We start from the raw sequence: 25272 nt of genomic DNA on the forward strand, positions 1-25272 counted from the left end.
ACAACCGGGCAGAGAGCTGACCAACCGGAACGGAGGACCATGCGCAAGATCATGATCTGCGGGTGCGGCGGCAGCGGCAAATCCGAACTGGCGCGCCAACTCAGCCAGCGACTCGGGTTGCCGGTGACGCACCTGGACACGGTGTTCTACGACGCCGACTGGAAACCCCTGGGCCAGGAGGCTTTCTCCGACAGGCAACGCACGTTGGTAGCCCGGCCAGGGTGGATTATTGATGGCAACTACGCCAGCACCATGCCGATCCGGCTTACCGCCGCTGACACCGTGATCTTCCTCGATCTACCCGCGCTGACATGTCTATGGGGCATCCTGCAGCGCCGCCTCCAGCACCGCGGCGACGACGAACTGTCGCGTCACCTGCGTGGCCGGATCACCTGGGGATTCATCAAGTACATCCTCGGCTACCGGCGCACGATGCGTCCGAAGGTCGAAACCCTGATCGCCGAGCATGCCAGCGGCACGGCGATCACCCTGCGCTCCCGCCGCGAGATGCGCCGGTTCCTGCGCTCGGTGCCCAGCAACGGCGGCCACTCCGACTCGGCGCGCGCATGAGCACTAACCCGTTCCTGAGTGGGCAGGAGGAGCTGTACGGCACCAGCCGGCGGCTGGCCAGGCGCACTGGCGCGCTGCATGGCGCCAAAATCCAGGGTCGACCGGTGCCCGAAGTCATCAGCGAACTACCCGATCCCGAACGAGCCCGTGCAACCGTGGTCGACGTTGGCTGCGGCCGCGGTTCCACCACCGCGCACTTGGCCCAGCGGTGGAACCCCGTGCTTCTGGCCGGCATCGACCTCTCCCACGCGTTGCTGGTCGACGCCCGCCGACGCCTTCCGCAGCAGGCCCGTGCGCGGTTCTTACGTGCTGACTTTCACGCACTGCCCCTGGCCGAAGCCAGCGTGGACGTTGTGGTGGCGGCGTTCTGCCTCTACCACGCACCCCAGCCTCAGCGGGTCATCGCTGAGTTCGCCCGCTGCTTGCGTCCTGGTGGCCAGGCAGTGCTGGTCACCAAGTCCGCCGACAGCTACCGCGAACTCGACGAGCTCGTCACCGCAGCAGGACTCGACCCACACGCCACGCGCCGGCCCAGCTTGTACGAGACGTTCCACAGCGGCAACGTCGAGCACATCACCACACACCACCTCGCCGTGCGCAAGACGGTCAATCATCAGCATGTGTTCCACTTCCGTGATGCCGCGCACGCGGCGCGTTATTTGACCACCACCCCGAAATACGACCTCGCCGCCGACGAACAAGCCATCACTACCGCACTTCATCCCCTTGTCGGCCAGTCCGGGGTGACCGCGACCTCGAGAGTTACTTACGTCCTGGCGGAGCGGCGATGACCACCCGGCGATTCATCAAGACCTACCGCGACGCCCGCGCCGCGGACACCGCGCGCGAGCACTACCGATGGCTGACCGGCCTCAACGCCGGGATCGAGTACCCGGAAATGATCGGCGGGACCGACACGACCCTGGGCTTCGCCCACGTCACCGGACGGGCCGCCGAACTCGACGATCTCCCTGCTGTCGCCGCCGTACTGGGGCGTCTGCACTACGCCGCCCGCCGGGCAGGAATAGACCAGGCGCAGGTCAACTCCCGCTACATCACCCCTGGCGGGCGGTGGCTCGCCCCGTTCGCCGGACCCCGCCGCAAGCGGCTGCACCATCAACGCGATCAGACCCCGGACTCGCCACTGGATCATCAGGACATCGACGCATGGCTAGACCACGCCGCGCTGTTCCCTGCCGCGATCTACAAAGACTCCAACCCCCGCAACTTCCTCATCACTCCCGACCGCGGTCCCGTCCTGGTGGACTTCGACTCCCTGACGCTGGCCCCCGTCGGCTATGACCTGGCCAAACTCCTGGTCACCACCGGGATGACCTACGGCCGGCTCCCCCGCAGCGCCGCCGATGACGCGGTGGCCGCCTACACCCACGAACTCGGCGAACCCTGCTCCCACACCGAAATCGCTGTCTGGGCGGAGTTTCACGACCTCCTGACTCGCCGCTACCTCGGCCGCCACGGCTACCGCCATCCGTGGTCGGCCGTACGCCCCTGGCCCGCGCACGACGTGACCAGCACGCCTACTAAACGGAGCCGCTGATGCCCGTCACCACCGAACTGGTCCTCGCACGCCACGGCGAAGCCGCCTGCAACGTCGTCGGTCTCGTCGGAGGCCCGCGTACGTGCACCGGGCTCACCGACCGCGGCCGCGAGCAAGTCGCCCGCCTGGCCACCCGTCTCACGGGAGAGCCTGCCTTCGACGCGCTCTACACCAGCCCCCGGCAGCGCACCCAGGACACCGCCGCCGCACTGGCCCACGCGCTGAACCTCACCATCCGCACCGACGACGAACTCCGGGGACTCGACCACGGCGCGGCCGACGGCTGCGACTGGACCAGCATCAAGACCCGCTTCGGTGGCCGCCCCCAGCGCTATCCGCACCAGCCGATCGCCGAAGACGCCGAAGCTTGGAACACCTACCTCGACCGCACCAGCCGGGTCCTGGCCAGCCTCATCCACCGCCATGAGGGCCAGCGCATCCTCATTGCCGCCCACGGCGAGACCATCGAAGCCAGCTTCGCATTCCTGCTCGGCCTCCCGCGCTCAGAAGCCGAACAACCCGGCGTCGTCACCAGCCACGCGAGCCTGACTCGCTGGCAGCAACACCGCAACCGCTTCGGCCACACCGTGTGGATGCTGGCCGCCCACAACGACATTCAGCACCTCGCCGCTACCGCAGCGGAAACCGCGACCGGATGAACGACCAGAACCTTGAGCGTCTGCGCGCCCTCGCGCGCTCCGTCGGCTACGACCCGGCCGACATCACCTCACCGCCGCTGACGCATGCCACCGGCACAGTCGTGCGGATGCGCAGCACCGAAACAAGCCTCATCGGCAAGATCCACCGATCCCGCACGCTGCACCAACGCGAGGTGAGCGCCTACCGCGCATGGACCCCGCACCTCGCCGACGCCGCACCCCGGCTCCTGGCCGTCGATCCGGACCTGCCCGGGATCGTGATCACCGCAGTCCCCGGTCGGCCGCTGGACGAACTCGACCTTCCCCAAGAAGCCGAACGCGCCGCGTTCCGCCAAACCGGGCAACTTCTCCGCCGCCTGCACCAGATCCCCGTCACCGGCCACGCCCCAGAGATCACGTCCTACCTGGCTGAACGCGCGGAACACTGGATCGCCCGCACCACGCTGCATCTCACCCGCCACGACACCCAGCGCATCCGGCACCACATGCAGCGACTCATGAAGATCACCACAGCACGCGTGACCGCATGCCACCTTGATTTCCAGCCCCGCAACCTGCTCTGGCATCCCGGCGAAAGCCTCCGGCTCATCGACTTCGAACACGCACGCATCGACCTCGCGGCACGAGACCTCGTCCGCCTGACCACCCGCCACTTCGCCCAGCGCCCCGACCTGAAGGCCGCGTTCTTCGCCGGATATGGGCCACTCAACGAATCCGATGCCGCAGTACTGGCCCACTGCACCGTCCTCGACGGCCTCACCACACTGGCGTACGGACACCGAAACGCTGACCCCGCCTTCATTCAGCATGGCCGCGCCTTGCTCAGCACACTGCACCAGCCAACACCCAGATGAGTTCCCCACCCCGCGTGTTGGCCTGCGAGCGGCGGGACCGAGATCAGAGCTGGCTGATCGGACCCCAGCCGGGATCGGTTACCGGGTCTGAGCACGTTTACACCACGTTCCGCGCTGCGTGATCTGGATGTCCGCTGTGCCGCTCCGCGGTCGCGACGGCGTTGCACGCGGCGGCGAGAATGGCGGGGTTGAAGTCGCGTCACAAGCGACTGAGACCACAGCCATGATTGCGCGGGAGATCATCACGAAGCTGGGCATCGAGCCCGGCTGACACCGCTGAGCGCTCCAAGAGCCGAAACCTGCCAGCCCGCACGCCATCGGCGCGAGCTGGCAGGTTTTCACATGCCCGGAACACGCTCCTCAATGTTCACCAGATTCCATCCAGATCAGGATCAGGCGCCCAGACGACGCAGGTCGGCCGTTGCCGAGTACGCGCGAACTCGCGCAGCGCCTCCTGAACCCGCGCGATGGGAACCTCGGCGCCAGGAGACATCACCATCAAATGGCCGTCCATGGTGAAGTAATCGACGTGCTCGGTATTCGTGCCCTCAGCAGGCACGAGGCCGGACGTGGCGTCGAACCACATGAGCGCTCCGGTCGTGCCTCGTACCCCGAGGGTCAAAGTGGGCGTGTCCTCGCCAGGCTCGTGCTTAAAAAACCAGGTCAGTCCAGCTTCGGGACCTTGGCGCTCTTGATCGTGCTCGGCGAGGCCGCGGATGATCTCCTCGATGTCCATGGCCGGGGTGAGCAGAACCTGCCCGTAGTTGAGAACGTCGGCCCCCGAATCGCTCATGCCTGCCCCCTGTAGGTCTTGGAGAACGGCCTGCCGGCCTGGGTGGTGCCGTGAACCGTCAACGTGAACCCCTTCGGCAAAAATCGTTCAATCACTTGATCACACCCGGGCGGCTGCGTCGGCTGCGAACCACACGGAACATGGTTGATCACCAGCTCACTGTGTTGCTTACCGGTCTGCGTCATCATCGCGGCCACCTTCATCTCGACGTGGCTGCTGACGAACCTCGCAAAATGACGAGAGATCCCCACTTCGCGAGCCCGAGCAAGAACCGCCGGCGTCCAGGTCTGATCGATACCCGAGACGAAACTACTAGTCACCGAGCCGTCGACGAAGCCGACCGTCTTCTCACCGGGTTTTCCCTCCTGGACACGACGAGGCAGGACATCGACCACCGTCCCGGCCTCCGGCGGGTACTGGGACCCGTCCTTCGCTATCACGTGCCGCGGCTGACCAACCGAACCCCCTCCACTGGCGGCTGGAGCGCAGGGCTCTGCCGCACCAATGCTTTTGAGATAGGCCGTGCAGGCATCACGTACCTTCAGGCAGATCTGCCACGCCTGATCGATCTCCTCCCGCGCCTCACCAAGGGCAGCAATCACCGCGGCCAGCTCGTCGTCGTTGGTCTCCAGTGCGAGCGGATACAGCTCGGTGCCCGCCTCATCGATGCGCTCGCCGGCCATTTGGAACGCCTCCGGCGGCAGCTTCGCCATCGCCTCGCGAATCTTCGCCGCTACCGCCGCCACGTCATCGCCCACACCAGCCGATGCTCAGCACGACCCCGACAGAATCTCGGCTTCGCGAACAGGCGTCACCGGAACGGACGAGTGTGGATCACCCGGACAGCCTGCCGAACCCGATCAGGGTTACAACGTGGGGCGCTCGTGCTTCGGCGTTGCGGTGCCGCGTCCTCCGCGAGCTTCGTTGATCGATTTCCGTAGCGCCGCTTCGAGGTCCGACACCGGTTCCGCGACCGCCTCGGCTTCGGTGGGGCGTCCGGACAACTTGTCTGCGATCCGCGCTTCGATGGCGTCCCGGTAGCGGTCGTGCCACTGCTCCGGGTGGAAGTCGCCCGACATGGCCTCGATCAGTGTCCGGGCCATCTGCCGCTCGGCGGGGTGCGGCGCGGCGCCCGCTGGGGGTACGTGGTCGGAGGCGGGGGTGATCTCGTCCGGCCAGTACAGCAGGTGCGCCACCAGCAAGCTGCCTTCCTGACGCAGCATCGCCAGCCGTTCCCTGCCACATCGGAGTGACACCTTCGTCACCCCAACGCGACCAGACTTCTCCAGGGTGTCCCTCAAGAGCACATACGGGCGGACGGAGGTCGGCTGGGCGGGATCGAGATAGTAGGTCCGCTGGTAGTGGATGGGGTCGATCGACTCCAGCGGCACGAACTCCAGTACCTCGATCGTTCGAGCTGTCGGCAGGGGCAACGACATGAGATCGTCTTCGGTGACTGGGACGATGCGACCATCCGGAGTCTCGTAACCGCGGCCAACTTCCTCCCACGGCACTGGCCGATTCTCCGCCGTGCAGATCCGCTCGTGACGAAGCCGGGCGCCGTCCCGCAAGTGGATTTGACGGAACGTGATGGCCTTGGACTCGGTCGCGGCCACGACTCGCACCCCGATCGAGACCAATCCGAAGGCGATATGTCCGGTCCAAATGGCCGAAGGCATGCGAGTACCTCCCCTCCGTCATGGCTCAGCATGCCGTCGGCGGCGAGACGCAGGCCTGGGACTTTGGTCCTCACAGAGTGGAGTTTGGTGACTGTTGTTCAGTGAGGCGTGGGCTCGATGCGGATCATGCGTTGGAGGCCGACGTCGTCGGCGTGGCAGCCGGGTCGTCTTCGCGCACCTCACCCCTGCCGTCTTCGGCGGTGTCGAGCTCGATGACGCTGTAGGGCTGCCGTCGCAGTGACCGGCACTCGTATCGCACATAACTGGCATGTCGCGCGGTCCGGCGGCGGAAGCCCCGTGCACGGCACCGCGGGCCCGCGGGGGTCGGACGGTCCCGGCAAGGGCCGGGCAGGTAACGGCTGCCCCTCACCGCAGCCAGCCCGGCGGATACCCCCTGAGCTCCGCGGTCCCTCGGGCTCGCTGCAGCGCCTCGGGGACAACAGCGGCGCGCCGGTGAGGACGGCGCCGGTGAGGTTGACGCCGACGAGTTGGGCGCCGACGAGGCCGGCGCTGCGGAAGTCGGCATTTGGTGAGGTCAGCGTGTCGTGGCTGTGGCCCGATGATGGAGGCGGCGCTGCGACGGGCCGCGGCCTGGTGGGACCCCGCCCGGCCGCACGCGGGATGCGCGGTCGCTTCATGGTCAACACCGTGCCAGCAGCCGCCCGCCGCGGGGGCCGGTTTCGCGGCAGGCCCAGCGACCGGAGTGACCGTTGAGTGAGCTACTAGTCGCCGTGCCGAATCGACACGTGGAACACAGGCCGATCGGGCCTTAGCCCCGGGCGGTGGCGCGGCGGCCCAGGACGGTGAGCGCGGCCTGTACGTCGGTATCGGGGAGCGTCAAGGCTCACGAGCGCTTTCGCGGCCGGAGTTACCGATGGTGCTGGGTCCCGCCTAGTCAAGTTGGTAGCTGCCTAGCGAAGGTTCTCGACGCGGATCATGCGTCGGAGGCTGGCGCGGGCGGCAGCCAAGTCGTCTCGAGCGACCAGTGCCTCACAGCTCCCGGATACTCGTCAGGCACACCAACAGGATCCCCAAGGTGCTCGTATGCCTGAGGCCGGAGCGGACCTCCAGATAACGAAGGAGACCGCTCCCGTCCAGACCGCGACCATGCCCCAACCTTCAGACAGTTCCGGCTTTGATCGAGGGCTTGCCCGGGGCGGGTCTTCGTCGATGGCAGTGGACTGATGGACCCTGTGAGGAGCCTTCCTCTGCGGTTGAGCCCTTCCGCCCCAAGCAAGCCACGGGCCGGTTTCCCGGCTCGACGATCCTGCGCGCGCTGCCGCGTGCGAAACAGGGCACAAGGTCCTTTCCGACACACGCGCCCCGACCGACCGATCGGGGCGCGTTGGTCCGAACTGCTCCTGAGGTGGAGCCGGGCACTTTAGTACCTCACCCTGTGGAGCGCATCTCGTGATTGCTTGCGGCAACAAGTTTTGACCACGTTGCGTACCGATTCGCCCTTTCTGGGCGAAGATCCAGCCAAACTAAGTACAGAGCGTGCCGTGACTTGTAAGCTGACCCGAGTGGGACGGGGGCAGTTGACTAGGGACGCGGGCCATCGGTTCGGCGTCGGGCCGGACCAGAACGCCCGCACCCGACGCCTTCTTACCACCACTTCAAACTGTCACCGAGCAGCCGGACAAGCGCCAGGACGGTCTGAAGTGCACTCAGGAAGATCCCAAGGCGTTCGGGGCGTTCATCCCTTAGCGTCTTGGGGTCTTTCCTTGTTTTCCTTTGGGGCATCGGCCTCTCCTTGTGGGCCGGCCTAGTCGGGGAGTGGAATAATCCACGGGTGGCCGGCGTACCCGGCGGATCGCGTCTTCCGTCGGCTACGAGGTCGAGCCTTTCGGCTTGCAGTGCAAGCACTCGCGATCTTATCGGAAACCTCCTCAGGATCGATGAAGGTTCCTTCGATCCGTGGACTCCTTGCGAATCTGTGGACAGAACCAGGAAGCAACGGTAAGCGCGAAGAGGGTCACCTTGCCGGGGCATAGGCATGAGGGCGCTTCGGAATTTCGCCGATGGGTTGGAAGGTTGCTTTGCGCTGTTTCCGTTCGGCGTATTCCGGTGCAAGCTGCGTCGTAAGCGCCGTCCTCAAGAGATACGGTCGTCGCTCTGGCGCATGTGAATGCACGCGTAAGGTGTACCGAGGGTTCCGGGGTCGGGCCAGTCCAGCGACTTCCAAAAACAGAGTGCCCGGTGGTCGTTGATCGGTGACGTGCTCCAGCTGTAGTTGGGCCAGTCGGTCAACAGCTTGGTGATCGCTCGCGTCGCCAGCCCGCGCCGGCGAAACGGCGGATCGACCCGAACGTGCTCAATGACGCCCAGATGGCAGAGCTCGCAGACGCGGTAGTCGGCGTCGCCCACGGTCACGCCGTGCTCGCGGATCTCGACCACGGCCAGGCCCGCGGGCTGCTCCGCGGGGATGGTGACCAGCTCGACCACGGGCTCAGGATGCGCCGCCGGCGGCCGGATCGCTCTGCGACGCCGGGTTGGTCGCGTCGGGGCGCCGGAGGCTGAACTGATCGTCGGCCAGCAGCAATTGGCAAGAGAGATCGCCCGCCGCGGTCGGGACGGTGAATGTGATCACGCCGAGCCACTGCCCGCGGTCTGACCGCAGCCACCCGAGCTGCCGACCTTCCACACGCTGGAGGGTGAGCCCCTGCGAGCGGGCGATCAGCGGGATCTCGTTGGTTCGGCGGATGCTCGACTCCCGCCGGAACAACAGGGCGTCCAGGTCGATCCAGACCGGCCGCGGAGGGCTGAAAGACTGTGCGAGCATCCGGTGAACGCCTGAAGCGAACACTTGTTCATTATGTGTCGTGTCTGGTCATGATCGGCCGGACCAAGGTGTATGAGCTCAACGGCCGCGACGAGCTGCCGTTCGAGGTGCTCCCCCTCGGCAAGTCCTACCGAGTCGTCACGGCCGACCTACTGCGGGTGCTCGGGGTGGAAGCCGACCGAGGCAAGAACGAGAGCTGATGGTGCTCGTCACTTGATCGCGACCCGGCTACGCTCGATACGTCTGATCGCTAGAGCCTCACCGCGAAGGCGCGCCGGTCGATACACGGAACGTGGTGGTTGCACGTGGAACACAACGATCTGCCCGTCGGTACTCGCATCCGTCAGGCGAGAGAACGCGCCGGTATGAGCCGTCCTGTGCTCGCCGGGCTCGTGGACCGTTCGGCTGAATGGCTGAAGGCAGTCGAATCTGGTCGCCTTCAGACGCCGAAGCTCCACATGCTGACGAAGCTCGCCGAAGCGCTCGGTATCAGCGATTTGGCCGAGCTGACCGGCAACGGCGAAGCGGTTTCGATCTCTCGGTATGCCGTAGGCCCCGCGCATGGTGCGTTGAACGAGGTGCGTGCGGCCTTGATGGACTATCGGCTTAGCTCGGACACGCGCCCTGTGAACCTGGCTCACCTTCGTGAGCGCCTCGTTGCGGCGTGGGATCTGCGCCATTCGTCGCCCGACCACCGGACGAAGGTCGGTGCGATCTTGCCGGGCCTAATCCGGGACGCGCAGCGTGCTGTGCGGTCGCGATGGGGGGAAGAACGCCGTGACGCTCGACGGGTCTTGGCGGGCGTTTACCAACTGGCGGATTTTTATGTTGCCTACCAGCCGGCCCCCGAGTTGGTTTGGCTCGTCGCTGATCGAGCGGTAACCGAGGGTCAGGACGCTGACGATCCGTATGCCATGGCGGCAGGTGCATGGGCACTCGTGCAAGCGCTACGCGAATCCGGGCGTTGGGATGAAGCGATCTCGGTTGCCCATGACGGCGCGGCTCAGCTTGAGCCCTATCTTGAGTCGGCGTCTGATGACTGGCGGGGGATGGTCGGAGCGCTACGAGCGGAGAACGCCCTTACGTACGCCCGAAAAGGGAGGCACGGGGAAGCCTGGCGCTACTGGGAGTCCGCGTACGAGATCGCACGAAAGCTTGGGCCGGACTATCGGCACATCCAATCAAGTTTCAGTCTTGCGATCATGCACGCTAATGCCTTGAGTCTCGGGGTCGACCTCCGTCGCAGTGGTGAGGCGCTGAAGGCGGCGAGAGAACTCGACCCGAACCAGATCGTCTCGGTCCCGCGGCGTTCACGGCACCTGATCGAGGTGGCGCGTGCTTACGCACAACACGACGAGAGTGCATCCGTGTTGGAGATTCTGGCCAGGGCCGAGCGGACCGCGCCGGAGACTGTCCGGTTCAACGGATGGGCGCGTGACCTCACCCTGAAGCTTCGTGATCAACCGCCGACGGGAGAGCGGGCAGCCGTCCGCGAGCTCGCTAGACGGGTCGGCGTCCGCTGATCGGGTAGGGGTACAAAACGTACCCATCTCGGTACTGTACGTACGCGAGAGTTCCGATCATGGACAGCAGTTTGGTTTTGGCGAAGTTGCCTGGTTGGCTTCGCCCACACCTCGCGGCGATCGAGGACACCTGTCGGGCGGGGTTTGTGTTCGCCTACTGGCCAAGTCGTGAGAACCCGTTGAGCTTGCACGCGTTCCACAAAGCGCATGGCGCGATGGACACCTACAGCGCGACCTCGACGGAGGACGCCGTCGCGGCTCGGTTCCGCCTCGAAGATCTGGAAACCGCGAGGCCGCAACCGTTGTGGTACGCCGCCGGGACGGTGACTGACGTGGTGGCTGAGTTGATGCGATTGCCGCCGCACGGTTCGAAGGGCGCGCCACGCCTCGCGCTTTCGGTTCCCAGTGAGTTGTGGGTTCCCTCGATCGCGCAGTCGTCTTCGAGTGTTATCCGCCAATCGTGGCGCATGTTCTGAACTGGCCATTTTTGTTGTCCTTTTTGAGAATTTCTCGAAAGGCTTCCTTGTATTCAGAAATGGGACAAATATGCTTTTTGGGGCGTTTCAGATTTTGGTTCTAATTTTTGTGATTTTGGGGGTTCTCGCATGGGGGCCGACATCGACTCGTGGGCGTCAGGAAGTCAGCGAGGGAAAAGAATGAGCCACCCGGCCGCGCGATCGAGGAAACCGATCCCAACGGTTTGGGTGGCGAGCGCCAAGGAGTCCAGGCTGCATCTCGCGCCACGGGGCGAAGCGGAAGAGGGCGCGGAAGCCCTTGCCGCGCAATGCGAACACCGTGTTCGCGAGGTTGTCGGGGCGTGGGTGGGACGGCCGCCGCGCATCAAGGGGTACGGCTTGTGCGAGCCGTGCTGTGTGATCGCGGGGATCTTCCCGATTCTGTCCGGTCCGGTCGTTTCCCTCGACGAAGCGGTGTCCCGCGCGTTGGACAGCTACCGCCCGAGGGCTCACTCGGCGGACCGGCCGACGGCCTTGATCCCGCGGGTTGCGGACGTCGAGAAGACCGACCGGATTCCGGTGTTACGCGATGGTCTGGACACCCACTGGTGGCCGCCGGTCGACCCGGATCTTGACCCACCAGGCCCGGGCGTTGGTGCCCCCGGCAGTTCCTACCTGCCGGGGACGGGAGCGGAGCCTACCCCGTTCCTGCGGCGGTCGTACAGGCCGCGTCACGCTCTCGAAACCCGGGCGGAGGCGGCGTGACCGAGCACATCGGGCCGACCACGGCCGCCGCGCACAATCGCCGGTTCCGCGCCCTGGTGGTGGACGTGGACCCCGATGCCATCTACCGGGCAGTGCATGAAGCGGGTGGTATCCGCTCGTGGGAAGACCCGACCCGCGACCTGCATTACCTCCAGCCGAATGCCATCGAGGTCTACCAGGTCGGGGGCGGTTGGGTGCTCGCCGTCAACGGTCCGAGCGCCGATGCCGTCCGCGAGGGTCTGCGGCTGCTTCGTGTCGGTGCGGACAGGGACGTGCAGGAACTCGAGGGGGCGGCGTGATCATCGTGCTGTCGGCAGTCCTGTTCGTCGCGTTGGTCGGCGGCTTGGCCGCCGCCTACTACGCGCAGAGCCCGGGACGTCACTCCGGTGCGGGTGTTGGGGCATACAACGCGCGCACGCTGGCCAACCCGGCTCGTTCGTCGATCGGGGGTCGGCACGCCAGAGCGCACCCCGGGAGGTTCGTTCCGGCATGGTGACGTTCAAGGGAGCAAAGGGTTTTCGCGCCTCCTACCAGAACGAAGACGACTACGACGAATCGGCTCCACGGCGTCATGTGACGTACGCGTGCCCGAAAGGGTGCGAGTTCTCGATACCGCTCGCGATCGACGCCGGACGGCCAACGGTGTGGGAATGCCGCGCTCACGGTATCGACGCGGGAATCGTCGGTTCAGGTGGTCGTTTCGAACCGGGAACGGCAGCCCGTGCTCGCGCGCATTGGGACATGTTGCTGGAACGTCGCAGCATTCTCGAACTCGAAGATCTCTTACAGGAACGCCTCGCGCTGCTTCGCAAGTCCAGTCCAGGTGGATAGCTGTTGCCGCGAGAGAAAGCTCGGGCCGGGCGGTTGTCGTCAGCACCAGGACTCGGCCCGTTCCGGCCCTGGCCACCGTCACAACGGTGTGGCGGTGGCCAGGGCCACCAACGAGAAGAGGGAAAGGGAAGTTGAAGAAATCGATAACGTTCGCCGCTGTGGTGTTGGCGAGCGCGTTTGCCTTGTCGTCGGTTGCCGCTGCGGATGAGCCGGCGCCGAACCTCCCGCACACCAGCCCGCGGGCCGTCGAGCCGCTGATCGTCGGCGGCACGCCCGCGTCGTCCGACCAGGGCACCGCGAGTCTGTCGTTGGAGGGGCGCGGCATGTTCTGCTCGGCCACGATCGTGGGCTCGGAATGGGCCGTCGCCGCGGCGCACTGCGCGTACTTTTTGGCAGACCCCGCGCACCCGCCGAAGCCGGTGGAGCAGATGCGGCTGAGGTACGGATCGGTACGGCACGCCGACGGCGGTCGCGAGGTGGCGGTCAAGGCCGTGTTTCCCCATGAGGGTTGGAACTGGGGGCAAGACGCCAGCCCTGCCGATGACATCGCGCTGTTCCAGCTCGCCGAACCTGTTCACGGAGTCCAGCCGGTTCGGGTGACGCCCATCCCGGTCAGGCCGGAAACCGAAGTGCGCGTACTGGGGTGGGGCAGCACCCAGCCTGATGGCCAGGGGGAGCCGTCCGAGCAGTTGATGCGGCTCGACACCCGCACCACCGAGCCGGGTGCGTGCGCGGCCGACTCGATGTTCCGCGACGGGTTCGATCTGTGCATCGCGAACCTGCCGGAGAGCGGTATGTGCTTCGGCGACTCGGGCGGCCCGACGCTCCAACACCGTTGGGGCCGTTGGGAACTCGTCGGCGTGAACTCCCGGGGCACCAACGAGTCCGGGCCGCTGCCGTGCGGCGGGCGGCCGGATGTCGCGACGGCCGTGGGCTCGTACTGGCCGTGGATGGTGAGGACCACCGCCCAGGCCGGCGCCCCGCTCGTCCGCAGCTAGCTCGCCAGTTCTGCCAGCCCTCGCCAGGGCGAGGGCTGGTCGGGCCACGGCGCAGTCACCGACGTCCAAGAAGGGGTGAATTCGTGTCGGACAACCCAGAACCGCAAGAAAACCCGGAAGACGGCGACGAGCAGGTCAGTCCCGTCTACGACACCAACGCAACACCGCATTGGCCGGGAGTCGGACCGCAACTGTGACCCGGCGCCACGACCGGTTGCAGCACTAAGTGATGTCCGGTCAGCGCGGAGCGGGCGCAGTGTTCCGCGCTGACCACCAACCGAAAACAGTTCTTATGCATAAGAAACGGCCGAGGTAGCGGGATGAGCCCCGCGACCGGGCCGAAGCTCTCGCCGCGCGCCTGCGCGCGTTGCAGGACGGCTGACGCCGCGCCGGTACACAACCACCGCAGGCCAAGACCGGAGATCACCAAGAACCGATCAAGATCGCCGATGACTGATGGGGTTGATGATCACGATGTCGTTCACCCGCAATATCGCGTTCGCAGGGCTGACAGCAGCGGGAAAAACCACCCACGCACGGCTGCTCGCGTCTGAGCTGGGATACGAGTACGTGTCCGCCACGGACATCTTGTTAGAGATGCTGGGTGTTGACACCCCCGGTGATCAGGTGTGGTTCGCCAGGCTCCAGGAGATCAACGAAGCACGCGGAGATGGCGCGGTGGACGCCGAGCTGGAGCAGCGGCTTCTGGAGTTGAACAGGACACGCCATGCAACGGTGTTCGACACATGGGCGTTGGCGTGGATCGGCGACGAGCCTTTGGTCCGCATCTGGCTGGAATCTGATGCTGATTCCCGAGCGCGGAAATGCCTTGTCTCCCAACGTCAGCAGCGGCTCGGGCTCGACGAGTGCCGGAACCTGATCGATGACAAGGACACCTTCAACCGAGAGCTGTTCACGCAGCGGCACGGGTTCGATCTGTTCACCGACCGAGACCGGTACGACGTGATCCTCTGTAACAGCCACCTGATCCCCCAGGCAACCGACACCGCCGCTCAGGCGGGGATCGAGGCGTTCGCTCCGATCGTCCACGCTGCCGTGACGTCCGTGCTGACTTCGGACACCACGAGCGCGCGGGAGCTGGCGCGCGCACATCCGCGCGAGGTTCATCGCATCACGGTTCCGGACACGTCGACCGTGGGACGGTGCTGATGTACAGCCTGCTGCATTGCCACTTCGAATCCGCACTCCGCGCCATCGCCCTGGTGCGATCCCGCAAAGTCAGCCACCTGGAAACCGTCGTCGCCTCCCCCTTCTATGACCGCGTCAGCCCAGCAGATCGTCTCTACCTGCTGTGGAACACCGTGCAGGGGTTGACTGATGGCGAGGACCTCTTCACCGAAGAGGTGTTCCGGTCGGTCGTTCGGCGGTTCCTGGACGAGATGACCGCATCGCACGTGGAGCACGTTGACCTGCGCATCGGGCCGATCATGCGCAGGTGGGCGTGGATGCGTAGCGCCGCTGACGGCCTTGACGTTTTCCGGGACGAACTTGCTCAGCATGACGGTCTTTCGGTGTCGTTTCTGGCTGGTGTGGATCTCACGAGGTCGCAGGATCGTCTCGACCGCATCATCGATGTCCTGACCACTGATGGTGACGTGGCGGGTCGCCTGGCTGGGATCGACATCAACCTCCTACCCGGCGATTTACCGAAGTTCGATCGATATCTGCCGGCGCTGCGCGCCCTGCAAGGCGATGGCCTGAAGATCAACATGCATTTGGGTGAGCTGTTCGACAACGCCGTGTCCCGCTACCTCCTGGACCGGCTCACCCCGGACCGCATCGGGCACGGCGTCCTGCTCCTGGAAGACCCGAGCCTGGTCGACCTGGTGCGCGAGCATGGGATCTGCCTGGACATGTGCCCCACCAGCAACACCACGCTCGGGGTCGTCAACTGGCACCGGACCAGTCCAGCGCGCCGCGCGTTGGAGCTCGGTATTCCCGTGTCGATCAATACCGACGATCCGATGCTGTTCAACACCGATCTGGATCGCGAACTCCGCCTCTCGGGACTCAACGACACCGAGTTAGACCAGGTCGTCGCCTACGGACGGAAGCACCGCTATGACGCGATGTGAAGTTGACCTGCACGTCCTGTACGGCATCCCGTGCGTGGGGAAGTCAACGGCGGCAATAGAGTTCGCCTACCAACGTGGCATTCGCACGGTGGTGCCCACGGATTGTCTCCGCGAGACGCAGCGAGCGTTCGCCTCGCCGCATCAGCATCCGGCGTTGTTCGAGGTGACACACACTGCGTGGCAACTGCACGGGCCACCCACGCGGGTCAATATCGAAGCGGGATTCCGTGATCACGCTGATGCGGTCGCTCCGGCGATCCGGCATGTGGCGGCGAAACTCGCCCGAGACGGGTTCGATGCCGTGATCGAAGGGGCCCATCTTCACAGCGGCATCATCGGCGCGCTCCGGACCTCCCTCGAAGCTGCCCGCGTCCACGCGAGCCTGCTGGTCGTCGAATCCGCCGACGAGCTGAGGAAATGCATACGCAGCAAGGAGAATGCGCGGACGTCCTTCGCTGAGCGGAAGTCCTGGGGTGACCACGTCGAGATCATGCTCGTGATCCAGGACTACCTGATCCGCGACGCCCGTGAGCACGGCATCCCCATCACCACCACCGAGGAGTGGTCATGTTCATCGACTGCGATCACGTTGTGACCCGCGACGGGCGTATCCACCGCGTGGTTGGAACCCTGGATTACGCGACCCGCATCCTGGCATACAACGTCTACTCACCCCACCCTGACGGAGACCGGGCGTACCAGGGCAAGCAGTACCGGAAGAACTTCGAGGACACCGCCGCTACGGACGATGTACTCCAGCTCTACCGGCTGCTTCCCGCCGATGACATCGCCCAGCATCACGACCCCGTAGCAGCGGCGCGATACCGCCGCGCGAAGCTGGAATCCACCGTGTGGGCAGACCTCTACGATGAGCTGGCCAACGTGTTCAGCGACGACGCTGTTGGTGTCTTCGGATCCGCGATGCTGGGGATGCACCTCACAGAGCACGGCGCCATCCGCAAGGACGTCGATTTCGTCATCCACGGCAACACGGCGGACACAGTGCCCGTCCTTGCCGAACGGCTGCCTGCAATCCGGTCGAAGCTGGGATTCACCGACGTCACCGTTGATCGCCAGCAGCGGCAACTCGCCCGCTATCAGAAAGTGTTCCGCCACCCCTCCAACTCACTGTCCACCGTCATCTCTCGACGGTGGACCGCGCTTCAGCTCTCCCCGCAGGTGGTGACAACCATCCGCCTACGAGACCCAGCCCGCACCATGCCGATGAACCTGGTGGCGCCGGCGTCTACGAGCCTCACCGAGGTTGTTGTCACCGGAGAGGTGACGGACATCAGCCACAGCGCGCTGTTCCCGATCACCTTCACCCTCCACGGTGACGACGGCCCCGTCGAAGTAGCCGTGTTTTGGTGGAAGTTCACCACCCCGGTCCGCCTCGGTGATCGGGTGTCGGTCTGCGGTAGCTTCCTACCGTCTACCGGTACGGTTCGCGTCACGCACTTCAGCTGCCACTGGCTCACCATCATCGAACCTGCGGAGACCCGATGACCAGCACTCTTACGCTCATCACTGGCAACGTCAACAAGGCGCGGGAGTTCACCGACATCCTGGGGATTGATGTCGCCCTGTTCAAAACCGACCTAGTCGAGATCCAATCCCTCGACGTCGCTGAAGTCGTCCGAAGCAAAGCCGCCGCTGCCTATAACACCGTTGGATCTCCTGTACTGGTTGACGACACAGGGCTGAACCTTCATGCATGGGGTGAGTACCCCGGCGCGTTGATCAAATGGGTCATCAAAGAAGTGGGAGCGCAGGGGCTTCTGGACATGGCCGCAACCGTGACCGACCGGCGGACCACTGTCACCACAGCCATCGGCTACGCCGACGCGAACGGCATCCAAGTGTTCGTCGGGTCGCTCGATGGAACACTGACCACCGAGCCCCGCGGCAGCAACGGGTTCGGCTACGACCCCATTTTCCAGCCCAAAGGTGAACCCCTCACCTACGCGGAGATGGACCCGGCCTATAAGAACGAGATCTCACATCGCCGCAAGGCTGTTGACCAACTCCGCGAAGTTCTCGCTGACGTCTTCCCTGACATCGAACCGGCGTGCCTTGCGGATGAGTGTGACGGGTGGGATCGTCCCGCCGACCGATGACCCTCACGTCTGAAACGCTGGGTGATCACATACTCCGGACACGACACCGACCGCGCAGGCGAACTGGTGCAGATCTCGCGGCAGCAAGCGACGGAGACCACCGTCCGGCTTGCCCGGGAAATCACCACGAACCTGGGCACCGCGCCCGGCTGACACCGCAGAGCGCTCCCGGAAGATTGCCCCGACCCACACCAGCGGGCTCGCTGGCCTGGCGACTACCTCTGGATCCAGGTGGGAGCTAGAGGGGTGGAGATGGAGGCGAGTGCCTACGGCACCGCGCCGATCTACCTCACCGCCACCGAGCAGATCCTGCACGGCTCGTGGTGGTTTCCCGACCTCGCGCCGCATCTGTCCGCGAACCAACTGTGCGACCGAGGTGTTGACCGCCTGTTGAGCCGCCGGCAGCCCTACACATCCGCGACCCCATTCACCGGGGTCTGGCAGCTGACTGAACGCGCGCACGCGACGTTCAGTTCCGCAGGGCTGAGGATCAACTATCCCGAGCCCGCATCCCACGTGCTCCACGCACGTGACGTCGCGCCGGGCGTCGACGTGGTCGAGGCGTTTGAATGCCTGCTCACCGAGTCGATCGCGACCCGGCTGCCGCACGACGGCATCGGCATGGAGCTCTCCGGCGGGATCGACTCGGCCAACGTCGCGCTCTCGCTTCGCGAAGTTCACGACGGGCCGATCGTCAGCGCTGGCCTGATCGTGGACGACGGCGAGCTCGGACACCTCCAACAGCAACGGCGCACGGAGGTCGCCGCGCGATGCCAGCTCCAGGACGAGCCGATCCGCGCCGCGGCGTTTCCTCCGCTCGCACCAGGCGGAATCCGCGTGAGCGGGCGTCCGCACGACGTCGGCGAGTTCTACCGAGAAGGGTTCGCCGCCCTCGGTCGGCACTTTGCGAAGCACGGAATCCAGGTCGGCTTGACCGGAGTGGGGGGAGACGAGCTTTCCGCGCTCCGCCCCGCCGAAGCCACATCTCAACCGCCGCCGCTCGAACCGGTTCCGTGGCTGACCGGCCGCGCCCGGGACGCGGCCGAGGGCACCGATACCGCGCCACACCCAGTGCTGCCGACGTCTGTCCTCACCGGCAGCGCGGTCCACAACCCGGACTATCTCGCGGCCGGCTTGTGGCCGCTGTCGCCCCTGGCGGCACCTGCCCTCGTGCGCTTCGCCGAGCAGTTGCCGGTGCGGTGGCGCCGTTCCAAACGGTTCCTACGTCAACGCCTGGCCCGAGCTGGACTTCCACGATCGGTGACCCACCCGGACCGCACCGAGACCTTCCTCGGGGTCATGCACCTAGGACTCCGACACCACGGCATACCCCTGGCACGGCGGCTCCTGCGGGACGGAATGCTGTTGGTCGACAACGGTTTCGTGAACCCTCCGGCGCTCGCCGCCGCCCTGGACGAGGCCGAAGCCAGCGACCGCGTTCCGGGCGTCCTCTGCGACACGCTGATCACTGAAATGTCCCTGCGCAGCCTGCTAGGGTGTCCCGCTCCCATGCCGATCCTGGAGCCCCGATGACCAACGCGACCGACCTCAGCAGGTGCAGCCTGCTCTACGCGCAGCCCGGCTGGTATGACGAACTCCTGTCGGAGGCCACGGCTCCACTCCAAGCGGTGCGCGGCCTGGTCGCCGACTACCGGCCCGAGGCACGCACGATCCTCGACGTCGGGTGCGGGACCGCTCGGGACCTCGCGCGTTTGGCAGCCGAGGGCTACGACTGCACCGGCATCGATCTTCAAGCGACGATGGTCAACTACGCCCGCAAGCAGCATCCAGGACTGAAGATCGAAGTCGGCGACATGCGCAATGCCCGGCTCGGCATCACCGCTGACGTGATCCTCTGCCTTGGCAACTCCCTGGCCTACCTCCACGGTGACACCGACATCCATGGGGCATGCGAAACGTTCGCCGCACACGCCGCGCCAGGCGCGCTTCTCATCCTGTTCACCCCGGTAGCCCCGCCAGCACCGGAAGCGGCCGAGCCCTTCACCTCCCGCGTGGTCACCGGCAGCCTGCACGCCGAAGTCACCACACGGGTTTGCTGGGACGCCGAGAAGCAGCTGACAACGATGTACCGGGAGTGGGTGCTCGATACGGGAGAACGGCACTCCGATGTGATCACCCGCCGGGTCATGGCCGCCGATGTCCTGGCCGGCTACCTCGACGAGGCCGGGTTCGACGTCCTGGAGCAGTTCGCCGACCCCGCCCATCGCAACGAGCACAGCCAGAACTCGGCGCGGGCACTCTTCACTGCCGCCCGCTACCGCGGATGACAGGCTCGGGTCGACACTGGCCGATCAGGTCCGTCGGGCCGGTGCGTCCGCACGGAGACTCACGACCGCCCGTGGCACCCACATGGTGTGCCAGATCCCGCCGCCGCTGCCGTCACCGCGACGTACCCGAAACTGGACCTCGGCGACGAGATGGCCCGTGGTGTTGCGGCGCCAGGCGAGCAGCTCTCCAGGAACGCGCGCCTGTAGGTCCCAGCCCGCCGGAAACGGCTCGATGGGGCGGGTGACCGGGAACAACCGCGCCAGGTCGACCCATACCGGCGTCGGGGGACGTCGTTCCTCGTCGTCGCCCGAGTGCTCCGGCGGCCGGGCGGCCTGATCGAACATATGGTCTAATATAGGTGGTGCGTGCCCCGACAGCACGCCTTCGTTTCCGATGTGACGGTCAGCGGTACTTGGCACTGTAGCCGCGTTGCGAACAGGACGTCCGGGGCAGAGTGTCACCGGTAGTTGGCACCGTCGGTCAGCGGTACTTGGCAAGGCTGGCGGTTGTCAGAGCTTGTTGTCGCAGCGGTATTTGTCACCTCGACGAGGTCTGAGTGAAGGGTTTGCTTGCCGGGGTCATCGCGGGTGAGGGTTGGGGTGCCAGCCGAGTTCGACTGACCGGCGGCAAGTGTCGGGGTCGTCGCCGCAACTGGTGAACAGGGCGGTGAGCATGGATGCGCCATAGTCGAGCGCTTGGCGCGGCAAGGGGCCGGTTGCCACCAGGGACACCAGTCCGTGGCCAATGGTCCAACTCTGTGTAGCGAGGGCCAGGGGGTCCACATCAGGGCGGAACCGACCGATGTCTTTCGCCCGTTCGACGGCGCGCACCAGGGAGCGCAGAGTTTCGTCCGCGGCCGCGGGGTCCTCCGGTTCGAAGCCGGCGTCGAACATGACCCGGTAGAGGTCGGGGTTGGCCAGGGCGTTGGACAGGTATGCGGCCCCGAGGGCGGCGAGGTCTCGGACAGGGTCCGCGGTCAGCGTGACCGCGTTGAGCATGGCGGCCAGGCGCGTGAACCCCTCCTGGCGCATCGCCTGCCACAGACCGTCCATCCCGCCGAAGTAGGTGTAGACGGCCATGGTCGATAGGCCAGTACCCGCGACGACCGAGCGCAGGGTGACCGGCTCCCGAGCTCGCAGCATCTGCGCGGCCCGCTCAATCAACTGGGTGCGGACCGCGGGGTCTTTCGTTCTGACCATGGCGCCACAATACATAGCAATGCTATGTTTAGGCTTGTCGATCTTGTGCGAGCGAGGAGTGCCTTATGGCCGTGGAGCTGGTCAACCCGGACGGACTGCCGAAACCCGAGGTGTACCGTCAGCTGTCGGTCGCCACCGGATCAAGGCTGGTGTTCCTGGCCGGGCAAGTGGCCCGCGACGCCGATGGAAACCCGGTCGGCCAGGGAGATCTGGCCACACAGGTCGAGCAGGCCTACCTCAACATCGGCACGGCCATGGCCGGGATCGGCGGATCATTCGACGACGTGGCGAAGCTGACCATCTACGTGGTCGACTGGACCCCCGACAAGATGCCGTTGCTGGGCGAAGGCGTGGCCAGGGCAGCCGCGAAGCTGGGGGTCGACCCCGTCAAGCCGATCACCCTGCTGGGTGTCGCCGCGCTGGGCGAACCAGACCTGCTGGTCGAGGTCGAGGCCACCGCCATCATCGACTGACACCTGCGCCTGCCAAAGGGCGAGCACCGACCTCGATGCAGCAGCCGGCGGCCCACGTATTTCTCATGCCGCTGATCGTGCCTCTGGCAACGTGCGTTCATGCCGACGAGCCCATCAAAGGTCGGCCCCGCCAATGACACCTACTGACCCGCTGATCGCCGAACCAGCATCAACAACGATCTTGGTGACAACTATCGCTGGCAAGTGACAACTATCGCTGACCGTCACATCCGAGTAGGGGAAGTACTCGGAAACGCAGAACAGTGCCCCCGGCACAGATCACCTCGGCTATGACAAGGGCGACACCCCGGCCGCCGGCTCGGACGGTAACGCGCGTAACGGGAAGCGGTCGAAAACCGTGATCACCGATGTCGGGCCGATCGACATCGACGTGCCACGAGACCGGGATGGCAGTTTCGAGCCGAAGATCATGGCCAAGCGGCAGCGCCGGCTCACCGGCGTGGACGAGATGGTGCTGTCTTTGGCGGCCAAAGGCCTGACCACCGGGGAGATCTCGGCGCACCTGGCCGAAGTGTATGGCGCGAGCGTGTCCAGGCAGACCGTTTCCACGATCACCGACAAGGTCCTCGCGGGTATGGCCGAGTGGCAGAACCGGCCACTGGACCGCGTGTATCCGGTGATCTTCATCGACGCGGTGCACGTGAAGATCCGGGACGGGCATGTCGCCAACCGGCCGGTCTATGTCGCGATGGCGGTCACCACCGAGGGCACCCGCGACATCCTCGGCCTGTGGGCCGGCGACGGCGGCGAGGGCGCCAAAGACTGGCTGGCGCATTTGACGGAGCTGAAAAACCGTGGCGTGCAAGACGTTCTGATGGTCGTCTGCGACGGGCTGCGAGGGCTACCGGAGGCGATCGGGACGGTGTGGCCGCAGGCGGTGACCCAGACCTGCGTGGTGCATTTGATCCGCAACAGATTCCGGTACGCGGCCCGGCAGCACTGGGACAAGATCGCCAAAGCCCTCAAGCCGGTCTACACCGCGCCGACCGAAGCCGCCGCCATGGAACGGTTTCTCGAGTTCAGCGAGGACTGGGGTGGCAAGTATCCGGCGATCGTCAGACTGTGGGAGAACGCCTGGTCGGAGTTCGTCCCGTTCTTGTCCTTCGATACCGAGATCCGGCGGGTCATCTGCTCGACCAACGCTATCGAGAGTGTCAACGCCCGCATCCGCCGGGCGGTCAAGGCCCGCGGGCATTTTCCCAACGAGCAGGCCGCACTCAAATGCGTCTACATGGCCATCATGTCGCTGGATCCCACCGGGGCCGGCCTAAACGCTGGACCTCCCGTTGGAAGGCGGCGTTGAACGCGTTCGAGATCGCCTTCGACGGACGCCTGTCCGTAGGAAGAAAGTAACCACATCAACGCGATCCACCGTTAACTTGGCTCTGTCGCTGATTGCGTGATCAACTGTCGGCCTGGTGGCTGGTGCTGTTCGGGTCTTTGTGATCATGGTCGGCATGTGATCATCAGTGTTTGGACTCGTTGCTGCCCCACCTGGCCGGCGTGATGGTCGAGCGGATCGAGCGGTCCGGGGCAGGCGTGCTGGTCTGGGCACGTGTCAAGGCCGACGATGGCATCTGCCCGTCCTGCGGCGGTAGGTCGCGGCGGGTTCACAGCCGCTATGACCGCGGGCTGGCTGACGTCTCTATGGCCGGCCAGCCAGTGACGCTGCGATTACAGGTGCGCCGGTTCTTCTGTGATGACCTTGACTGTCCTGTTCGGACGTTCACCGAACAGGTCGACGACCTGACCTCCAAGCACGCCCGCCGAACTACGATGTGCCGCAAGGCTTTGGAACACATCGGGTTGGCACTGGCGGGCAGAGCCGGGGCGCGTTTGGTGGCCCGGCTGGGGATGGCGGCGAGCCGGAGCACGCTGCTGCGCTTGGTCCACGCGCTACCCGAACCCGACGTCGGAACAGTCGCCGTGCTCGGTGTCGATGACTTCGCGATCAGGCGGGGCCGCAAGTATGCGACGCTGCTGATCGACGCGGTCACTCACCGCCGCCTCGACGTGCTCCCGGACCGCAAAGCCGACACTGTGGCCGCATGGCTGCGTGAACACCCCGGCGCCCAGGTGGTCTGCCGTGACGGATCGGCAGCCTATGCCGAGGCCATCCGCCAGGGCGCCCCGAAAGCGGTGCAGGCCAGTGACCGATGGCATCTCTGGCACGTGCGCCGTGAGGCGCTGGTTGATCGAGTGGAGGTGAGAGACCTTCGCCGCTGTCCTGTCGCAGCAGGTCGGTGAAGCTGGGGGCAGCCTGATCCGGGAGGTGCCGGGGAGGGTGGCAAGCGGCCCCGACAAAGCCGGGACGTGTCAGTACTGCCAGATGGTGCGGGTCCGGCAAGCGAGACGGAGAGGTATACGAGAGGAACCGGTGTTTAAAGCCTCCTAAGGTGACATCAGCTCGAATCTGGTAGATGTGGGCTGGTTGCGGTGCGTGCTCGCCCTTTGTTCCAGGACGAGCAACTTCCGGGTGGTGAATGCCAGACCATCCGGGAGGCCACGGTGAAGGACTGCGGCGTAGCCGTGGAGAGGCCGCGGGGGTATAGCCGGGTGCCTACTTCGACGAGCGATCAATCAGTGAACACGGGAACCTCCTCGGTCTTGCCCTTCGCCCATGTGTCCAAAGTGGACTGACTGGGTTGGGCACACCGTCTGCCGATCAGGCCGTGGGAGGGGCGGAGCCGCCGTAGTACTCCGAGCCGGGGAAAGCCTGGCACATGGGGAAGGGCGGCAGCGAGATCGCAAGGGAGAGTACTGCAATGTCCGGAGAATCCGGGGTGGATGCCCCGGTCGCGTGGCCCGATGCCGACACGGCGTGGCTGCGGGTACGGAGGATGCAGACAAAGCTGCACCGTTGGGCGGTAGCCGATCACGGCTTCCGGTTCGACGATGTGTTCAACTTCGTCGGCGACCCGGCCACTCTGGTGGTGGCCTTTGAACGGGTCGCGGGCAACACCGGAGCCCGGGCGGCGGGCGTGGACGGCATGCGAGCCGCCGACGTCGAATCCTCCGGGGTAACAGCGCACCTGAGCCGCATCCGCTCGCAACTGAAGGAAGGGGCCTTCCGGCCTCTGCCAGTGCGGGAGCGGATGATCCCCAAGACCGGCGGGAAACTCCGCCGGCTGGGGATCCCGACGATCACCGACCGGGTGGTGCAGGCTGCGTTGAAGCTGGTGCTGGAGCCGATTTTCGAGGCGGACTTTCGTCCGTGCTCGTATGGGTTTCGGCCGAACCGGCGTGCGCACGACGCGATTGCCGAGATTCATCTGTTCGGTTCCCAGGGATACCGGTGGGTGCTGGATGCTGATATCGAGGCGTGCTTCGACCGCATCGATCACACGGCCTTGATGGACCGGGTTCGGGTGCGGGTGAAGGACAAGCGGGTGCTGGCGCTGGTGAAGGCGTTCCTGAAAGCCGGGATCATGACCGAGTTCGGCGACCGGAACGAAACTATCTCCGGAACACCGCAAGGAGGCAGTGCGACGCGAGGTCGCACGGTTGTGAGTGGATGCACCAAGGGAGGTTCGATGCTGTCGATGGTGTAATCCCCGGTCAGTGTCCGTTGATCGGTCCTCGCCCCGACGTGCGTTGCTGGTAACGGCAG

The 25272-nt window shown here is 65.5% G+C and carries 31 protein-coding genes and 2 pseudogenes; 24 read left to right on the forward strand and 9 right to left on the reverse strand.

All coding sequences use genetic code 11. From position 1 onward, the window contains the following. Positions 1-39: 39 nt before the first annotated feature. From E1288_RS35775 to E1288_RS35795, 5 genes are read left to right on the forward strand one after another with little or no spacing between them, the layout of a single operon-like run. A complete protein-coding gene (locus E1288_RS35775) occupies positions 40-570 on the forward strand; it encodes a P-loop NTPase family protein (RefSeq protein WP_132493116.1) in 531 nt (176 codons plus the stop codon). After that, positions 567-1361, forward strand: a complete 795-nt coding sequence (locus E1288_RS35780; protein WP_132493117.1) for a class I SAM-dependent methyltransferase — start codon at positions 567-569, stop codon at positions 1359-1361. The genes E1288_RS35775 and E1288_RS35780 overlap by 4 nt, the downstream gene beginning before the upstream one ends. Continuing rightward, a complete protein-coding gene (locus E1288_RS35785) occupies positions 1358-2128 on the forward strand; it encodes a phosphotransferase (protein WP_235884052.1) in 771 nt (256 codons plus the stop codon). Before E1288_RS35780 ends, E1288_RS35785 begins: the two co-directional genes overlap by 4 nt. Beyond that, positions 2128-2787 (forward strand): histidine phosphatase family protein, encoded by a 660-nt coding sequence (locus E1288_RS35790; RefSeq protein ID WP_132493119.1) that lies wholly within the window; start codon positions 2128-2130, stop codon positions 2785-2787. The genes E1288_RS35785 and E1288_RS35790 overlap by 1 nt, the downstream gene beginning before the upstream one ends. Next, positions 2784-3641 carry an aminoglycoside phosphotransferase family protein gene (locus E1288_RS35795; RefSeq protein ID WP_132493120.1) on the forward strand — a complete coding sequence of 286 codons (858 nt, stop codon included), beginning with the start codon at positions 2784-2786 and terminating at the stop codon, positions 3639-3641. Before E1288_RS35790 ends, E1288_RS35795 begins: the two co-directional genes overlap by 4 nt. 367 nt (positions 3642-4008) lie before the next feature. Here the strand turns inward: E1288_RS35795 and E1288_RS35800 are convergent, their stop codons facing one another. The 7 genes and pseudogenes from E1288_RS35800 to E1288_RS35820 all read right to left on the reverse strand — a co-directional run bounded on the left by E1288_RS35800 (position 4009) and on the right by E1288_RS35820 (position 8895). Then, a complete protein-coding gene (locus E1288_RS35800; protein ID WP_132493121.1) occupies positions 4009-4434 on the reverse strand; it encodes an Imm1 family immunity protein in 426 nt (141 codons plus the stop codon). Further along, entirely contained in the window at positions 4431-5192 is a 762-nt protein-coding gene (locus E1288_RS35805) for a DddA-like double-stranded DNA deaminase toxin (RefSeq protein WP_132493122.1), read from the reverse strand. The genes E1288_RS35800 and E1288_RS35805 overlap by 4 nt, the downstream gene beginning before the upstream one ends. 108 nt (positions 5193-5300) lie before the next feature. After that, positions 5301-6113: a non-homologous end joining protein Ku gene (gene ku, locus E1288_RS35810; protein WP_132493123.1), complete on the reverse strand. Its 813-nt coding sequence runs from the start codon at positions 6111-6113 to the stop codon at positions 5301-5303. A gap of 124 nt (positions 6114-6237) precedes the next feature. Then, complete coding sequence (locus E1288_RS49955) at positions 6238-6372, reverse strand: hypothetical protein (protein ID WP_268951993.1); 135 nt, start codon at positions 6370-6372, stop codon at positions 6238-6240. Positions 6373-6571: 199 nt separating this feature from the next. Then, positions 6572-6751 (reverse strand): annotated as a pseudogene (locus E1288_RS50570) (hypothetical protein); the annotation flags it as partial. 1456 nt (positions 6752-8207) lie between these two features. Then, a complete protein-coding gene (locus tag E1288_RS35815; RefSeq protein ID WP_165968438.1) occupies positions 8208-8558 on the reverse strand; it encodes a GNAT family N-acetyltransferase in 351 nt (116 codons plus the stop codon). A 4-nt stretch (positions 8559-8562) separates the two neighbouring features. After that, positions 8563-8895, reverse strand: coding sequence for a hypothetical protein (locus E1288_RS35820; RefSeq protein ID WP_132493125.1), 333 nt, complete (start codon positions 8893-8895; stop codon positions 8563-8565). A 50-nt stretch (positions 8896-8945) separates the two neighbouring features. Here E1288_RS35820 and E1288_RS47440 point away from each other — a divergent pair, with 50 nt between their 5' ends. The 15 genes from E1288_RS47440 to E1288_RS35885 all read left to right on the forward strand — a co-directional run bounded on the left by E1288_RS47440 (position 8946) and on the right by E1288_RS35885 (position 19968). Further along, positions 8946-9095 (forward strand): hypothetical protein, encoded by a 150-nt coding sequence (locus E1288_RS47440; protein ID WP_165968439.1) that lies wholly within the window; start codon positions 8946-8948, stop codon positions 9093-9095. A 105-nt stretch (positions 9096-9200) separates the two neighbouring features. Then, the gene (locus tag E1288_RS35825; protein ID WP_235884054.1) at positions 9201-10418 is read left to right on the forward strand and encodes a helix-turn-helix domain-containing protein; all 1218 of its coding nucleotides are present in this window, start codon (positions 9201-9203) and stop codon (positions 10416-10418) included. Positions 10419-10477: 59 nt separating this feature from the next. Then, a complete protein-coding gene (locus tag E1288_RS35830; RefSeq protein WP_132493126.1) occupies positions 10478-10894 on the forward strand; it encodes a hypothetical protein in 417 nt (138 codons plus the stop codon). A 740-nt stretch (positions 10895-11634) separates the two neighbouring features. Next, positions 11635-11937, forward strand: coding sequence for a hypothetical protein (locus E1288_RS35835; RefSeq protein WP_132493127.1), 303 nt, complete (start codon positions 11635-11637; stop codon positions 11935-11937). After that, positions 11934-12134 carry a hypothetical protein gene (locus tag E1288_RS35840; RefSeq protein WP_132493128.1) on the forward strand — a complete coding sequence of 67 codons (201 nt, stop codon included), beginning with the start codon at positions 11934-11936 and terminating at the stop codon, positions 12132-12134. The genes E1288_RS35835 and E1288_RS35840 overlap by 4 nt, the downstream gene beginning before the upstream one ends. Next, a complete protein-coding gene (locus E1288_RS35845; protein WP_132493129.1) occupies positions 12128-12469 on the forward strand; it encodes an RNA polymerase-binding protein RbpA in 342 nt (113 codons plus the stop codon). Before E1288_RS35840 ends, E1288_RS35845 begins: the two co-directional genes overlap by 7 nt. Before the next feature lie 131 nt (positions 12470-12600). After that, positions 12601-13467, forward strand: coding sequence for a S1 family peptidase (locus tag E1288_RS35850; protein WP_165968440.1), 867 nt, complete (start codon positions 12601-12603; stop codon positions 13465-13467). A 465-nt stretch (positions 13468-13932) separates the two neighbouring features. Next, the gene (locus E1288_RS35855) at positions 13933-14637 is read left to right on the forward strand and encodes a cytidylate kinase family protein (RefSeq protein ID WP_207954742.1); all 705 of its coding nucleotides are present in this window, start codon (positions 13933-13935) and stop codon (positions 14635-14637) included. Further along, the gene (locus tag E1288_RS35860; RefSeq protein ID WP_235884056.1) at positions 14637-15563 is read left to right on the forward strand and encodes a hypothetical protein; all 927 of its coding nucleotides are present in this window, start codon (positions 14637-14639) and stop codon (positions 15561-15563) included. The genes E1288_RS35855 and E1288_RS35860 overlap by 1 nt, the downstream gene beginning before the upstream one ends. A 34-nt stretch (positions 15564-15597) precedes the next feature. Next, positions 15598-16158 (forward strand): P-loop NTPase family protein, encoded by a 561-nt coding sequence (locus tag E1288_RS35865; RefSeq protein WP_207954743.1) that lies wholly within the window; start codon positions 15598-15600, stop codon positions 16156-16158. Next, entirely contained in the window at positions 16131-17069 is a 939-nt protein-coding gene (locus E1288_RS35870; RefSeq protein ID WP_132493134.1) for a hypothetical protein, read from the forward strand. The genes E1288_RS35865 and E1288_RS35870 overlap by 28 nt, the downstream gene beginning before the upstream one ends. Then, complete coding sequence (locus E1288_RS35875; RefSeq protein ID WP_132493135.1) at positions 17066-17680, forward strand: non-canonical purine NTP pyrophosphatase; 615 nt, start codon at positions 17066-17068, stop codon at positions 17678-17680. The genes E1288_RS35870 and E1288_RS35875 overlap by 4 nt, the downstream gene beginning before the upstream one ends. A 21-nt stretch (positions 17681-17701) precedes the next feature. After that, positions 17702-17833, forward strand: a complete 132-nt coding sequence (locus tag E1288_RS49960) for a hypothetical protein (protein WP_268951994.1) — start codon at positions 17702-17704, stop codon at positions 17831-17833. Between the two features lie 99 nt (positions 17834-17932). Further along, the gene (locus E1288_RS35880; protein WP_132493136.1) at positions 17933-19213 is read left to right on the forward strand and encodes an asparagine synthase-related protein; all 1281 of its coding nucleotides are present in this window, start codon (positions 17933-17935) and stop codon (positions 19211-19213) included. Beyond that, positions 19210-19968, forward strand: a complete 759-nt coding sequence (locus tag E1288_RS35885; RefSeq protein ID WP_132493137.1) for a class I SAM-dependent methyltransferase — start codon at positions 19210-19212, stop codon at positions 19966-19968. Before E1288_RS35880 ends, E1288_RS35885 begins: the two co-directional genes overlap by 4 nt. Before the next feature lie 24 nt (positions 19969-19992). Here E1288_RS35885 and E1288_RS35890 read toward each other — a convergent pair whose 3' ends face one another. Together E1288_RS35890 and E1288_RS35895 are read right to left on the reverse strand one after the other, a co-directional pair. Then, on the reverse strand, positions 19993-20313 hold the full coding sequence (locus E1288_RS35890) for a hypothetical protein (protein WP_132493138.1): 321 nt from the start codon (positions 20311-20313) through the stop codon (positions 19993-19995). A gap of 234 nt (positions 20314-20547) precedes the next feature. Then, entirely contained in the window at positions 20548-21168 is a 621-nt protein-coding gene (locus tag E1288_RS35895) for a TetR/AcrR family transcriptional regulator (protein WP_132493139.1), read from the reverse strand. 65 nt (positions 21169-21233) lie between these two features. Here E1288_RS35895 and E1288_RS35900 point away from each other — a divergent pair, with 65 nt between their 5' ends. The 4 genes and pseudogenes from E1288_RS35900 (at position 21234) to E1288_RS35915 (ending at position 25213) form a co-directional block, all read left to right on the forward strand. Then, entirely contained in the window at positions 21234-21641 is a 408-nt protein-coding gene (locus tag E1288_RS35900; protein ID WP_132493140.1) for a RidA family protein, read from the forward strand. 274 nt (positions 21642-21915) lie between these two features. Then, positions 21916-23015: pseudogene (locus tag E1288_RS35905) on the forward strand (IS256 family transposase); the annotation flags it as partial. A gap of 120 nt (positions 23016-23135) precedes the next feature. Further along, entirely contained in the window at positions 23136-23909 is a 774-nt protein-coding gene (locus tag E1288_RS48300; RefSeq protein WP_207954744.1) for an ISL3 family transposase, read from the forward strand. A gap of 518 nt (positions 23910-24427) precedes the next feature. After that, positions 24428-25213: a reverse transcriptase domain-containing protein gene (locus tag E1288_RS35915; RefSeq protein WP_207954745.1), complete on the forward strand. Its 786-nt coding sequence runs from the start codon at positions 24428-24430 to the stop codon at positions 25211-25213. Positions 25214-25272: the final 59 nt, after the last annotated feature.

Origin of the sequence: Saccharopolyspora elongata (assembly GCF_004348985.1) — a bacterium.
GTDB classification, from domain to species: Bacteria; Actinomycetota; Actinomycetes; order Mycobacteriales; family Pseudonocardiaceae; genus Saccharopolyspora; species Saccharopolyspora elongata.

Coding starts and splice junctions, on each gene's coding strand:
- E1288_RS35775 (WP_132493116.1), top strand. CDS start 40: ATGCGCAAGATCATGATCTGCGGGTGCGGCGGCAGCGGCAAATCCGAA.
- E1288_RS35780 (WP_132493117.1), top strand. CDS start 567: ATGAGCACTAACCCGTTCCTGAGTGGGCAGGAGGAGCTGTACGGCACC.
- E1288_RS35785 (WP_235884052.1), top strand. CDS start 1,358: ATGACCACCCGGCGATTCATCAAGACCTACCGCGACGCCCGCGCCGCG.
- E1288_RS35790 (WP_132493119.1), top strand. CDS start 2,128: ATGCCCGTCACCACCGAACTGGTCCTCGCACGCCACGGCGAAGCCGCC.
- E1288_RS35795 (WP_132493120.1), top strand. CDS start 2,784: ATGAACGACCAGAACCTTGAGCGTCTGCGCGCCCTCGCGCGCTCCGTC.
- E1288_RS35800 (WP_132493121.1), bottom strand. CDS start 4,434: ATGAGCGATTCGGGGGCCGACGTTCTCAACTACGGGCAGGTTCTGCTC.
- ku (WP_132493123.1), bottom strand. CDS start 6,113: ATGCCTTCGGCCATTTGGACCGGACATATCGCCTTCGGATTGGTCTCG.
- E1288_RS35820 (WP_132493125.1), bottom strand. CDS start 8,895: ATGCTCGCACAGTCTTTCAGCCCTCCGCGGCCGGTCTGGATCGACCTG.
- E1288_RS47440 (WP_165968439.1), top strand. CDS start 8,946: ATGATCGGCCGGACCAAGGTGTATGAGCTCAACGGCCGCGACGAGCTG.
- E1288_RS35830 (WP_132493126.1), top strand. CDS start 10,478: ATGGACAGCAGTTTGGTTTTGGCGAAGTTGCCTGGTTGGCTTCGCCCA.
- E1288_RS35845 (WP_132493129.1), top strand. CDS start 12,128: ATGGTGACGTTCAAGGGAGCAAAGGGTTTTCGCGCCTCCTACCAGAAC.
- E1288_RS35855 (WP_207954742.1), top strand. CDS start 13,933: ATGATCACGATGTCGTTCACCCGCAATATCGCGTTCGCAGGGCTGACA.
- E1288_RS35860 (WP_235884056.1), top strand. CDS start 14,637: ATGTACAGCCTGCTGCATTGCCACTTCGAATCCGCACTCCGCGCCATC.
- E1288_RS35870 (WP_132493134.1), top strand. CDS start 16,131: ATGTTCATCGACTGCGATCACGTTGTGACCCGCGACGGGCGTATCCAC.
- E1288_RS35875 (WP_132493135.1), top strand. CDS start 17,066: ATGACCAGCACTCTTACGCTCATCACTGGCAACGTCAACAAGGCGCGG.
- E1288_RS35880 (WP_132493136.1), top strand. CDS start 17,933: ATGGAGGCGAGTGCCTACGGCACCGCGCCGATCTACCTCACCGCCACC.
- E1288_RS35885 (WP_132493137.1), top strand. CDS start 19,210: ATGACCAACGCGACCGACCTCAGCAGGTGCAGCCTGCTCTACGCGCAG.
- E1288_RS35890 (WP_132493138.1), bottom strand. CDS start 20,313: ATGTTCGATCAGGCCGCCCGGCCGCCGGAGCACTCGGGCGACGACGAG.
- E1288_RS35895 (WP_132493139.1), bottom strand. CDS start 21,168: ATGGTCAGAACGAAAGACCCCGCGGTCCGCACCCAGTTGATTGAGCGG.
- E1288_RS35900 (WP_132493140.1), top strand. CDS start 21,234: ATGGCCGTGGAGCTGGTCAACCCGGACGGACTGCCGAAACCCGAGGTG.
- E1288_RS35915 (WP_207954745.1), top strand. CDS start 24,428: ATGTCCGGAGAATCCGGGGTGGATGCCCCGGTCGCGTGGCCCGATGCC.